Origin of the sequence: Sphingobacterium alkalisoli, assembly GCF_005049105.1 — a bacterium.
Classification (GTDB): Bacteria; Bacteroidota; Bacteroidia; order Sphingobacteriales; family Sphingobacteriaceae; genus Sphingobacterium; species Sphingobacterium alkalisoli.
In genome coordinates this window covers 83,136-94,728 of record NZ_SUKA01000004.1, presented here as the reverse complement: position 1 = coordinate 94,728, position 11,593 = coordinate 83,136, and the positions used below count along the sequence as shown (strand labels likewise).

Below are 11,593 nucleotides of genomic sequence, written 5' to 3'. Positions count from 1 at the left end.
CAACACTATGTTTGGAAATACATTATATGCCGAAAAGATTCAGTATGCGCTTGAGCAGGCGAGCTTCCCGTCAACACCTGATAATTTATATGATCCTATTCGTTATATGCTATCTCTTTCTGGGAAGCGCATTCGTCCCTTACTTGTCTTATTAGGTGCAGATTTATTTAATATTAACAATATAAATGATGCGTTACCAGCGAGTTTAGCAATCGAGTATTTTCATAATTTCTCCTTGATCCACGACGATATCATGGACAACGCTCCTCTACGTAGAGGACAGGTAGTGGTTCATAAAAAGTGGAATGAAAACATAGCTATATTATCTGGAGATGCTTTATTGGTAAAAGCTTACGAACAGTTGGCTTCTGCGAAAGCCGAGTATATACCAGAATTGCTACGGATATTTAATAAATTGGCACTTGAAGTATGTGAAGGGCAGCAGTACGATATGGATTTTGAGAGGATAGATTCCGTAACGGAAGATCAGTATATCGAAATGATCCGTCTTAAAACATCAGTACTATTGGGTGGGGCGCTCGAAATGGGAGCAGTAATAGCAGATGCTATTCCTTCAGATCGTACACATATCTGTAATTTTGGTGTTAATCTGGGTATTGCTTTTCAGCTACAAGACGATATTTTGGATATATATGGCGATCCATCTACTTTCGGAAAACAAATCGGTGGTGATATCATTGCCAATAAAAAGACCATATTGTATATCCTCTTAAAACCCAAATTAGTTGAAATCGACGATATTCAGGAATTCGAGAAATTATTAACAGATAAAGATGTCGAATCCGATGAAAAAGTAAGACGGATGAAAAACTTATATCAAAAATATCATGTCGTGGAGGAGGCGAGTAGGTTGAAAGAAAAATATACGCATTTAGCTTATAAAAGTTTAGAAAAAATAGGCGTAAATGAAAGCCAAAAGAAAGAACTTTATAGCCTAGCCGATAATTTAATGCGGCGTACGCAATAATAACGTCGGAATGATGGATTTCATTTTTATTTTTTTAAATTGTAACAATAAATCTTCAAAAAAAATGTTTTTTTATTAATGGAACCTATCAAAATCACGATATTTCAAGCTTACCTATTTTGGGAAAATGTAGCGAAAAATCTCCAAAATCTCGCCTTAAGATTGTCTTCCCTTAAGGAGAAAACAGATCTTATCCTGTTGCCCGAAATGTTTAATACAGGGTTCACTACGAACGTCGAAAAATGCGCAGAAAAAATGGACGGGACTTCCATGCGTTGGCTGTATGAAATGTCTACAAAATTCGACTGTGTTGTTGCAGGTTCGCTAATTATTGAAGAAGAGGGGAGATATTACAATCGCTTTATTTGGATGTCGCCCGACGGTAGCTTCGTGCATTATGATAAGCGACATCTGTTTAGTATGGCGAAAGAAGATGAGGTTTTCACTGCTGGTAAGTCTCGCATTATTCTTAAACTGAAAGGTTGGAAAATATGTCCGATGATTTGTTATGACCTACGCTTTCCGGTTTGGTCACGTAATCAGGAAGACGGGTACGATATTTTGGTGTATATTGCTAGTTGGCCTGATAAACGTTCTGGACATTGGCGTACGTTAATTCCGGCCCGGGGATTAGAGAATCAAGCTTTTGTCATCGGTGTAAATCGTGTGGGATACGATGGGAACGAAGTCTATTATTCAGGGGGATCCATGTGCATCTCCCCCGTAGGAGATGTTGTGTATTATAAGCCTGAAGATGAAGATTTGTATACGTTCACCCTTCATCCAAAAGATTTGCTTGAAGCAAGGACGAACTTTCCATTTTTGAAAGATGGCGATGATTTTTCGATTTTATAATATACTATTTTAAATCTTATTTATGGGGGCGTTCCAATATAGCAGCGTAAATTACAGCTTTTCTCAGATCAAAGGGCTCTGATTCCTCTTCTACTAACGTCACAGGCTTCGAGATCGCTAAAGGCTGAGGCGTGCTTCTCTTTTTTGCTTTATATTCCTGAAAACGAACTACTTCCTCTGGAATTGATGCGGCAGGTACGGCGGGCACTGCCTGTACAGGGGCGGGGGAGTGCTGGGGAGGGACAGGTGGAACTGGTATCCTAATGTCGCGTTTTGCTGTTTTCTCCATCTCTTTTCTATAATTAGTATAAATATTATAGACAAGCCCCCCTATTAAAACCAAAGCAATCAATATATTTTCCATTGAACTAAAGTTAAGAAATTAATTAAAAATACAGGCATAGTTGAAAAAAAATTTGGATATAAGGCAAATATTAGTTTAATTGCATAAGCAACCTAAAACTTATTTATTAAAAATGACTAGTGATAACCTATTTGCAGAAGAATTTTTCTCGTTTTTGACCGGAAAAGCTTCTACTGCGATGTCTAGAAGGCTACAGCGAAATTTAAAAGAAAGCTGCGTAACGATTACCTCTGAGCAATGGAGTCTCCTGTACTATTTGTGGAACGAAGAGGGACTAACACAACAAGAATTGGCAAACCTGACTTTTCGTGATAAACCCAGTATCTCCCGATTAATCAACAATCTGGAGAAGTTGAAGCTGGTTATTCGTGTCAACGACAAAGGAGACCGTAGAACCAACCTTATTTATCTTACGAAAGAAGGACGGAAAATTAAAACCGATTGTATGGCTCAGGCCTCGCGTACCATCACCGAAGCGCTCGATAATGTGGACAGGGATAAGCTGAAAGATGCGCAACACATCCTCGAGACTGTCTATCAAAACTTAAGATAAAGACATGGTGTGTCTTCCGTTACATCTAGAGACACACCATGTCCTTATTTAATCCAAGAATTCTTCTTTAGCAAAGTTATTTTCCTTTTTATTAAGCCGACCGGTTTCTTTAAAATAGATCTCTTGAAAACTTAACGTTTGAATACTATCTGCTTTTCTGAAAAATTTATCGGCAGTGACATCATCCAATGTTCGAAATCCACATGCTTCCATAATTTCTACGGTCGCGCGTAGTGTATTTCGATGAAATTGGGCTACCCGTACGGATTTGTCTTCTACATCAAGGCCTTTGTAGAGGTGAGGTTGCTGTGTTGCCACTCCGACAGGGCACACATCTTCGTTGCATTTCAATGCTTGAATACATCCCAAGGCAAACATCATTCCCCGTGCGCTATAGCATGCGTCTGCTCCAAGTGCTATCACTTTTAATAAATCAAATCCCGTAACAATACGACTAGAAGCGATAACTTTCACATGTTTTTTAAGACCATATTTAATGAGCGTTGTGGTAACGAATGTCAGCGCATCGTATAAGGGCATGCCCAAATTGTCTGTAAATTCCAAGGGAGCCGCTCCGGTACCCCCCTCTGATCCATCGATAGAAATAAAATCCGGGAATATTTGGGTCGTTTGCATTGCTCTACATATTTCCATAAATTCCTGCTTGTCACCAATACAGATCTTAAAGCCTATGGGCTTGCCATTCGAGAGGGTACGTAGTTGCTGAATGAACTCCATCATTTCTATTGGATTACGGAATGCACTGTGTGCAGGTGGCGACATGACATCAGTGCCCGGTACGACGTGGCGTATAGCTGCTACCTCTGGTGTGTTTTTCGCTGCCGGTAAAATACCGCCATGCCCTGGTTTAGCGCCTTGGGAGATCTTTAGCTCAATCATCTTCACATACGCTCTATTAGATTTTTCTGCAAATAAATCGGCATCAAAGTACCCCATTTCATTCCGGCAACCAAAATAACCGGTTCCGATTTGCCAGATTAAATCACCGCCACTAATATGATAGGTGCTTATCCCACCTTCGCCAGTATTGTGCGCGAAATTTTGTAATGCAGCCCCTTTGTTTAATGCAGTGATGGCTGTTTTGCTTAATGCACCGTAGCTCATGGCTGAAATATTAAACACGCTCAGGCTGTAAGGTTGGCTACAGGAAGCGTTGCCCACCGTAGTACGTAAATCGTGGTTCTCAATATGACATGGAAACATAGAGTGCGCCACCCATTCGTTGCCTACCGCCTGTGGGTCTGTTTGCATACCAAAGGCGACAGTCTCGCGTTCATTTTTTGATCGCTGATATACAATTGATCGCTGTCTGCGGTTAAACGGTCTGCCATCGGTATCCGATTCCCAAAAGTACTGCCTTAATTCTGGACGAATGGATTCAAAAAAATACCTGAAATAACCCACCAAAGGAAAGTTCCGAAGGATGGCATGGTTTGTTTGAAAGCTATTGTAAAAGGCGATGATCATCAACGGAAATGGAATGATAAGTAACCAAAACCACTGAGGAGTAAAGATAATTCCAAAAGAAAGGATTATAAGATTGATGAGGACAATCGTGATAAGAATTAATTTTCTAACTGCCATAGTTTGTTATCAAGTTATATGTGATTCAAACGTCTACTTCACATGTTTGTTTTATTCTTCGGCAAAATTAGTAAGTAATTTGTGCATTAATAGGTTCGTATTAATTTTTATCTTTTTTGCATAGAAAGCTCGCTTTCTATCTTGTTTTTATAATTAAAGCAGTCAAATTTTGATAGATTTGAGCGAGGTGTTCGTCGTGACTTAAGAATTCTAAATGACTGTCTAGCGTTTGCTTATCACCTCTTATCGCCGGACCAGTTTGCACTGCACTAGGTTCTTGATACCGGACTTTATTGGCTGTTTCGAGTATGATCGGTCGTATCAGTTCAAAATCTAAATTTTCCCGTTCCAATAAATCAAATGCTACTTGATACAAAGCGTTGGAGAAGTTGTTGACAAATACAGCTGCAACGTGCAAGGCCATTCGCTGTTGGCTATTGCAAAGAAATGATTTGGGGGAAATCGCTTGCGCTATTTCTAATAATTTTTGTTCGACTTCCGGCGTATTGGCTTCAACAGCAAAAGGAATCGTGGATAGATCTGTTTCTATATCTTTGGAAAGACTTTGCGGGGGGTAAATAACGCCATGTTTTTTGAAACGATGTAACATCTCTAAGGGCGTAGCGCCCGACGTATGAACAACAGTGCCCTCTAGTCGGCTAGGAAGTTTATTGACGACAGGCTCAATAGCTTGATCACTCACTGCTATGATATAGAGATCAGCCTCTTCACTTATTTGCGAAAGATCATCTACACTTTGGGCTGAAACAACTTCAGCCAATGCATTTGCATTGGCTGAAGTTTTGCTGTACACCTCGGAAATCTGGTTGCCCAGTTGTTGGAATGCTTTAGCATAGTGTGTCGCTATGTTTCCTGATCCTATTATAACGATGTTCATTAGGATGTAATTTTATGTTCTTGTTTTGCGTCTCGTATACGTTTGTATATCGCCATGATAAAACCGATGGTCATGATGATGGTTCCGCACCAGAAGAAGTTAATGTAAGGAAACTTTATCGCTTTAAATACGATCCATTTCTTTTCAGGTAATGGTTTTTGGTAGACCATGATTTCCAATTTGTCCTGATCTGGGCGGATATTGGTAAAACGAAACCGAAGTCCTTGCTCTTCTACGTCTTTATTAAAGTCATATGCATTACCTTCTTTCAATAAAAATACTGGTTCTACGTCGTACTCTTTCTGATCTCCAGAAATTACTTTGATCTTTAAGCCAACTAATACATCCTTCGGATCCAGGGGTATATTTTGTAGTTTCGCATCTTTGTTTATCCCATCGATGATAAATATACCGTTGCGGTAGCGCAAAGTATCTCCGATGCTTACCTGATAGGTTGCTGGCTCGTCATAATCTTCGAACCCCGTTTTCTCGCCGTTTTGCATATTTGTAGCAGTTACTTGGGAATCTGCGGATGCAGCGGTGATCAGGGTGTAAATATCATAGGTGACGTAGTGCTTGGTTGCTGGTGTGCCTATTAAACCTCCCATATCCGGGTTGTTTTGGGCAAAAGGACTTAGCCTAAAAGACTCCAGTACTTTACCGCTTTCTTCGTCTATTTTTTCATATTTGATATGATAATAGACATTTGGAGCGGCAGTGCTATCGCCCAAATAGGTGATTTTATAATCTCCCATTTGTACAGGCTCGCCTTCGGTTAAAAATAAATTTTCACCCGGATCGGTAAATTTATCACCATCCTTGCCAAAATTTTGTACCCCGATGTAACGGCTTTCGTTCACGGAAATCACTTCATTCGTGGCGGCGGCAACTAACGCGCCTAAAACCAGTAAGGCAAATCCAATGTGTGAAACTGCTGAGCCTGCTAATCTCCATTTTCCTTTTAGTGCATCACCCAATACACGGATATTTGCCAGAATACAGAAAATAGCTGTGAAGGTGATTAAAACATACATCACATTGGTATATACCTTGGTAAAATACACAGCTGCAGCTGCCAACATTAGGGCTACGATAAATGAAGCAATGAGGGCTGGCCAAAATTTCTTGGGATCAGTCCGCTTATATTTTAAAAATTGCGCAAAAGCTGTAAGCAATAAAACAACGACTGCAAAAGCACCTTGCCATTTGTTGTAATGTACGATAGGGTCAATCGGGGGGGCTACTTTGGTCCCAAATAAGGCATTAAATACAGGTATCGATGTCGTCGCAATCATTTGTACGCAGGCGACTGTTAGAACGAGCGCTCCAATAAACAACCAGAATTCTCTCGAATAGATGTCTTCCTCTTTTTGTGTACGAGGTAATTCCTTTCTCCTCCATATTAATAGGCTTACAGTGATAACCAAGAATGCTAAATTGAATATAATAAGCTGTCCTGACATACCCAGACTGGTAAAGGAATGCACAGATGTTTCGCCTAATATACCACTGCGGGTCAGGTACGATGCATAGATAACCAAGACAAAGCTCACTAAAGCAAGTAAGGTTGCCGTAAAGTAGCCATGTCCAGAGTGTTTGTACGCCAACATCACATGTACCGCAGCAATTAAGGTAAGCCAAGGGATAATCGATACATTTTCTACCGGATCCCAAGCCCAAAAACCGCCAAAGTTTAGGGCCTCGTATGCCCAGAAAGATCCCATGATAATACCTACTCCCAGGATCATGACCGCAAATAAAGCCCAAGGCATGCTTGCATTAATCCAGTCCGTATACCGCCGTTGCCATAGCCCCGCAGCTGCGTAGGCAAAGGGTACGATCATGGAGGCGAATCCAAGAAATAGCGTGGGTGGATGAATAACCATCCAATAATTTTGGAGCAAGGCATTTAGGCCGTCGCCATCCGCTATCATTGATAAGTAATTTGGATTGCTGAAGATAGGTGCTTGCATAGCTTCCCGCAAAAGGATGAATGGGGAACTACCTATGCGTGTTCCAAATACCTCGACACCGATTAGCATGCAGGCGAGGAAGGTTTGACAAAGCATGACAAAGGTCATTACTGGAGCCTCCCAGCTTCGTGATCTGAAGACCAGAATGCTACCCAATACGGCCTGCCAGAACATCCACAGCCAAAAACTACCTTCCTGTCCTTCCCAAAAGCAGGATATGATAAAATGGGTCGGCAGAGATCGGGAGGAATGATCCCATGCGTAATGGTATTCGAATAGGTGATTATAGATAATGTAAAATAAAGTCGAACCGATAGCGATAATAGACAAAGCGTTTAACCAAAAACCAATTCGGCCGAGGGTTTTCCACGATTTACCCGCTGCGAGTTCCTTAGCGTTGGGCTCCTTATTATATTGTGCAGCAAAAAAATAGCTGATCAAAGAAAATAGGGATGCACCGAAAGAAAGGATAACAAAAAATTGTCCTATTTTTCCAGGAAGTAGGTTTTCACCAACGTAATTAACGTCCATTATTTAAATCATCTTCGATGAGCTCACCTGAACTCTGGGAGGCGGGCAAGCTCGGTTAAAAAGTCAAAAGTTAAAACGAGTCCACCGACAAGCGGGGTTATTATAAAACGCCAAGGGGTACGGTTTTTACTCTGCCAAGTAAGCCGTTGTTTCAATGACTTCTACTTCGTCTTGATTATATTTGGAAGGGCATTTCATTAATATTTTGCTTGCGTGAAATACATTCCCCTCCATCTTTCCTGTGAGTACGATTTGTTCCGAACGTTCGATGTCTTGTGGCTTTGAGCCGTTAAAGACGACGCGACATTCAGTACTGTCCTTGTCATACATGTAGAAAGAAAAAAGGTTTGCGTCTTTTACAGGATCATATAGCAAATCTTTTTCTTTATTTAACACACCAACAACGTACAATTCCGTATTTTTTTCTTTTGCCTCCGTAAAGGTAGAATATGTACTGGAGTCGGTATAAATCACCAAAATCATCGCAATAGCCACCGCTATGATCACAATCAAAATGATTGAACTTTTCTTCATAATGTATATCCACTAAACCAACCACAAAATTACAAAAAGGGAATCGAAAGAAGGAATTAAACAAATTACGCTATCTATTTAGAAATATTCTAAACTATATAGGGTTTTGACTAACATTTTGTGTTTTAGGGTTTTGCCGAAGCTTTGTCTATGTTAATCAATTGGGTTTGATTGTGCATCATTAATATTACAGAGTAAAGGAGGGGGGGAGTTTGTTTTTTTAAGAAGGATTATCTTAGACAGTTTTCTTGTCCCCCGCATTGCCTTTCCGTCGTTGCCACGACAGGGCCTTCATTTTTTTGCTTGACCAAAAAAACGAAGCAAAAAAAGTCAAGACTTGGTCAATGTTACGCTAAAAGCTTTTGGATTTACTAAACAGATCTGAGCCGTTACACTTCGTAGATCTGTTCTTAACGCAAATCCAAAAGCTTTATGAACGCTACATCGACCGAGGTCGTCCTTTTAAGTTCAGCAGAAGTATAAGATCAATATTAGTAAACGCACTATCCTTACACGCACGGTAAATGTCGCCTTAGCCATTTGCCAAGAGTAGGAGGAGGCACTAGCCATAGTGGCAAATGGGTACAGCGACGAGTTTTGTCTACTTTTGCGGTCAAAAGTAGGATGCCCATCGCCGGCATAGAGGCGAAAATAAATTTGATTAAATAAAACCTTCCATTATCATAATCAAATTTAACTCTTTGATGGTGAAGCACCGAGTATCACTCTTCTTTAACCTCTTCAAACCGCTCACCTGAAAATCGGGTTACAAGCATCGCGGCGACGGTATCTCCAGTGGCATTGAGGACGGTAGCAAGCGGATCTACGAGTGCCCCAATAATCATAATAGCCGGAACAGCTTCATTTGGAATGCCATAAACAGAGATCATTAACATTTCACCGATGAAGCCACCGTTTGGAATTCCTCCCGCCACCATACTTACTATAATGGTAATTCCTACGGCAGTAATAAGTGTTGTAGGGTCGAAAAAGTTCCATTCTAGGATAGAAAAGGCAACATATATTTTCAATATAGAGGAAATAGAAGATCCATTTTTATAGAGGGTGTTTCCTAATGGGATCACAACATTTGCTACGCTGGTAGGTATACCCAATTTTTTCGCTGCGTCGAGATTTGCGGGGAGGGTAGCTAAACTGCTGCACGTACTCAATGCGGTCAGCGATGGGGTAATATTATACTTCCAATACGCGGCAATACCCTTTTTTGGTAGTGCTAGGAAAGCATATATGGAATAGAATGTAAAGAAAAATATGATTCCGAAAATATAATAGAATGCCAAAGGTTTTGCGTAAAAGCCGAATAATTCGGGACCTAGTGTATGTACTTGGTACGCAAAATATGCACCCAAGCCAATAGGACCAAATTTCATAATCAATGTTAAAAGTGATTTCATGACTTCGTTGCCAGCATTCAGAAATTTCACGAACAGCGCAGCGTCTTCGCCTGTCTTTCGAGCGGCTGTGCCGACTAAAAAAGAGAATATTACGAAAGCCAGTATATTCTGGCGCGACAGTAGATTCATGAATTCTCCAACAGTCAAGAAACGCACTATTTTGTCGCCCCAGGTATCCTCTGCATTGGTCGCCAAGCTTTCGATTGCGGCAGATGCATCTTTAGCTGCTGTAACAGGGAAAATCCACAGTCCTATTATCGTGGCGATGGCCGCGATAACGATGGTTAAGACAAACACAGCAGACATTGTTCCTAAAATCCGCCCTAACTTATTGTTGCTTTCGATATTCGCAACGGAGGATGAAATAGCAAAAAATAACAGCGGAATAACGGCTACAAAAAGCAGGTTTAAAAATATATCCCCTAATGGTTTAATATACGGAATAACTTGTGGTAACAGTAGGCCGATCATACTACCGACTATTATTCCGATTAACAGTTGGATGATGTTGCTGTAGTTTTTGAGTATTTCCTGCATCATAATTTATGTCTATCGCTAAAATAACCATTTTTATATTAGATTTGGAGAAAATATTTGTTTTATGGATTTTGTGACGACTGCTGATGGTTCGAAGACGTTGTATCATGCTGAGGTAGGGGAGCATTACCATTCCAAACATGGTGCACATCAGGAAAGTATCCATGTGTTTCTGAAATCGGGCCTACAGTTTTTTTTGGAGAAGGAAAATAGAAATGGAGCATCTATTCTAGAAATCGGATTTGGAACAGGGCTCAATTTTTTACTTACGGCGGACTACTGTGGCGAGAATTCGCTGAAATTAGATTACTGTGGTATAGAGGCTTTTCCTTTACCGTTGGAAGTGATATCGCACACCGAATACAATCAATATGTTTCCGCAGATTTGTGGGACGTTTTTCGATCAGAATATAAAAATGCCCTGATGGAGACAGTGAAACTATCAGACTACATCGACTTCAGAGTTGCACATGCCGATGTCTTGGATTTTGAGGATGATGGTATGTTTGATGTCATTTATTTCGATGCATTTGCGGCAATACATCAGCCCGAAATGTGGTCGGACGAGACCTTGGCACATGTATGTAAGTTCCTGAAACCCGGTGGTGTTTTTGTGACGTATGCCATAACGGGGAATTTAAAACGAAGTATGAAAGCCTTAGGTTTTGCGATCGAAAAAGCACCCGGTGCTCCAGGGAAGCGAGAGATGCTGAGGGCGGTAAAGTTGGGTTAGCGATCGGGTATTGGTGAATTAAAGCTCTTAAAGATCAAAGAGTAAGGAACAAAGATAAGGTAGGATGAAAATCAATCCTTGTTCCTTACTCTTTTCGCTAATTAATGGTCTGCTTCGCCATCGGCTCCATGTGCATGACCATGGGATAGTTCCTCCTCAGTTGCTGGACGAACCGCTAGAACTTCGATATCGAAATTTAAGTTTTTCCCCGCCATCGGATGATTTAAATCAGCTATTACAGCTTCAGGAGTTACTTCAACTACTACTGCACGGAATTGGTTTCCCTGATTATCTTGAAGCGGTAATACTTCTCCAACTGGAGGAAGTCCGGTTTCATTGAACATATCCGCAGGCAATTGTGCTACGGCCTTATCATCTTTTTCACCATATGCATCTACTGCAGCCAATTCGAATGAGGATTTATCTCCTTCATTCAATCCAGCTATTTTCTCTTCAAACATAGGTAACATCATACCTACACCATATAAAAATGTTAACGGGTTTTCAGTGGTTGTTTGCTCTACAAAAGTTTTTTCTCCATTATCCTCTACGGTGTGAAGAATGTAATTCAACGTTACTACGTTGTTGTTTTCTACTGCCATTCGAC

At 40.6% G+C, this 11,593-nt stretch carries 11 protein-coding genes; 4 read left to right on the top strand and 7 right to left on the bottom strand.

Annotation, left to right across the window (positions count from 1 at the left end; translation table 11 throughout):
* The first annotated feature begins 7 nt into the window (after positions 1-7).
* Both FAZ19_RS13630 and FAZ19_RS13625 read left to right on the top strand, forming a co-directional pair.
* Positions 8-988: a polyprenyl synthetase family protein gene (locus tag FAZ19_RS13630; RefSeq protein ID WP_136821306.1), complete on the top strand. Its 981-nt coding sequence runs from the start codon at positions 8-10 to the stop codon at positions 986-988.
* A gap of 78 nt (positions 989-1,066) precedes the next feature.
* Positions 1,067-1,843 (top strand): amidohydrolase, encoded by a 777-nt coding sequence (locus tag FAZ19_RS13625; RefSeq protein ID WP_136821305.1) that lies wholly within the window; start codon positions 1,067-1,069, stop codon positions 1,841-1,843.
* A 16-nt stretch (positions 1,844-1,859) separates the two neighbouring features.
* On the opposite strand, the gene FAZ19_RS13620 is transcribed toward FAZ19_RS13625, so the two are convergent.
* Entirely contained in the window at positions 1,860-2,132 is a 273-nt protein-coding gene (locus FAZ19_RS13620) for a hypothetical protein (protein ID WP_136821304.1), read from the bottom strand.
* A 187-nt stretch (positions 2,133-2,319) separates the two neighbouring features.
* Between FAZ19_RS13620 and FAZ19_RS13615 the strand changes: the two genes are divergently transcribed.
* Positions 2,320-2,760: a MarR family winged helix-turn-helix transcriptional regulator gene (locus FAZ19_RS13615; RefSeq protein ID WP_136821303.1), complete on the top strand. Its 441-nt coding sequence runs from the start codon at positions 2,320-2,322 to the stop codon at positions 2,758-2,760.
* Between the two features lie 48 nt (positions 2,761-2,808).
* On the opposite strand, the gene FAZ19_RS13610 is transcribed toward FAZ19_RS13615, so the two are convergent.
* The 5 genes from FAZ19_RS13610 to FAZ19_RS13590 all read right to left on the bottom strand — a co-directional run bounded on the left by FAZ19_RS13610 (position 2,809) and on the right by FAZ19_RS13590 (position 10,256).
* Positions 2,809-4,365, bottom strand: a complete 1,557-nt coding sequence (locus tag FAZ19_RS13610) for an FMN-binding glutamate synthase family protein (protein ID WP_136821302.1) — start codon at positions 4,363-4,365, stop codon at positions 2,809-2,811.
* A gap of 136 nt (positions 4,366-4,501) precedes the next feature.
* Positions 4,502-5,263, bottom strand: coding sequence for a Rossmann-like and DUF2520 domain-containing protein (locus FAZ19_RS13605; RefSeq protein WP_136821301.1), 762 nt, complete (start codon positions 5,261-5,263; stop codon positions 4,502-4,504).
* Positions 5,263-7,767: a cytochrome c biogenesis protein CcsA gene (gene ccsA / locus FAZ19_RS13600; RefSeq protein WP_136821300.1), complete on the bottom strand. Its 2,505-nt coding sequence runs from the start codon at positions 7,765-7,767 to the stop codon at positions 5,263-5,265. Before ccsA ends, FAZ19_RS13605 begins: the two co-directional genes overlap by 1 nt.
* 126 nt (positions 7,768-7,893) lie before the next feature.
* Complete coding sequence (locus FAZ19_RS13595; RefSeq protein ID WP_136821299.1) at positions 7,894-8,301, bottom strand: cytochrome c maturation protein CcmE domain-containing protein; 408 nt, start codon at positions 8,299-8,301, stop codon at positions 7,894-7,896.
* 722 nt (positions 8,302-9,023) lie between these two features.
* Positions 9,024-10,256 (bottom strand): dicarboxylate/amino acid:cation symporter, encoded by a 1,233-nt coding sequence (locus FAZ19_RS13590; protein ID WP_229707605.1) that lies wholly within the window; start codon positions 10,254-10,256, stop codon positions 9,024-9,026.
* 61 nt (positions 10,257-10,317) lie between these two features.
* On the opposite strand from FAZ19_RS13590, the gene mnmD reads away from it, so the two are divergent.
* The gene (gene mnmD / locus FAZ19_RS13585) at positions 10,318-10,986 is read left to right on the top strand and encodes a tRNA (5-methylaminomethyl-2-thiouridine)(34)-methyltransferase MnmD (protein ID WP_136821298.1); all 669 of its coding nucleotides are present in this window, start codon (positions 10,318-10,320) and stop codon (positions 10,984-10,986) included.
* A 101-nt stretch (positions 10,987-11,087) separates the two neighbouring features.
* On the opposite strand, the gene FAZ19_RS13580 is transcribed toward mnmD, so the two are convergent.
* Complete coding sequence (locus FAZ19_RS13580; protein ID WP_136821297.1) at positions 11,088-11,588, bottom strand: FKBP-type peptidyl-prolyl cis-trans isomerase; 501 nt, start codon at positions 11,586-11,588, stop codon at positions 11,088-11,090.
* Positions 11,589-11,593: the final 5 nt, after the last annotated feature.

Bases quoted from the DNA above. Each gene is read 5' to 3' on its own strand.
- FAZ19_RS13615 (WP_136821303.1), top strand. From the start codon at position 2,320: ATGACTAGTGATAACCTATTTGCAGAAGAATTTTTCTCGTTTTTGACC.
- FAZ19_RS13620 (WP_136821304.1), bottom strand. From the start codon at position 2,132: ATGGAGAAAACAGCAAAACGCGACATTAGGATACCAGTTCCACCTGTC.
- FAZ19_RS13590 (WP_229707605.1), bottom strand. From the start codon at position 10,256: ATGATGCAGGAAATACTCAAAAACTACAGCAACATCATCCAACTGTTA.
- FAZ19_RS13605 (WP_136821301.1), bottom strand. From the start codon at position 5,263: ATGAACATCGTTATAATAGGATCAGGAAACATAGCGACACACTATGCT.
- FAZ19_RS13630 (WP_136821306.1), top strand. From the start codon at position 8: ATGTTTGGAAATACATTATATGCCGAAAAGATTCAGTATGCGCTTGAG.
- FAZ19_RS13580 (WP_136821297.1), bottom strand. From the start codon at position 11,588: ATGGCAGTAGAAAACAACAACGTAGTAACGTTGAATTACATTCTTCAC.
- mnmD (WP_136821298.1), top strand. From the start codon at position 10,318: ATGGATTTTGTGACGACTGCTGATGGTTCGAAGACGTTGTATCATGCT.
- ccsA (WP_136821300.1), bottom strand. From the start codon at position 7,767: ATGGACGTTAATTACGTTGGTGAAAACCTACTTCCTGGAAAAATAGGA.
- FAZ19_RS13595 (WP_136821299.1), bottom strand. From the start codon at position 8,301: ATGAAGAAAAGTTCAATCATTTTGATTGTGATCATAGCGGTGGCTATT.
- FAZ19_RS13610 (WP_136821302.1), bottom strand. From the start codon at position 4,365: ATGGCAGTTAGAAAATTAATTCTTATCACGATTGTCCTCATCAATCTT.
- FAZ19_RS13625 (WP_136821305.1), top strand. From the start codon at position 1,067: ATGGAACCTATCAAAATCACGATATTTCAAGCTTACCTATTTTGGGAA.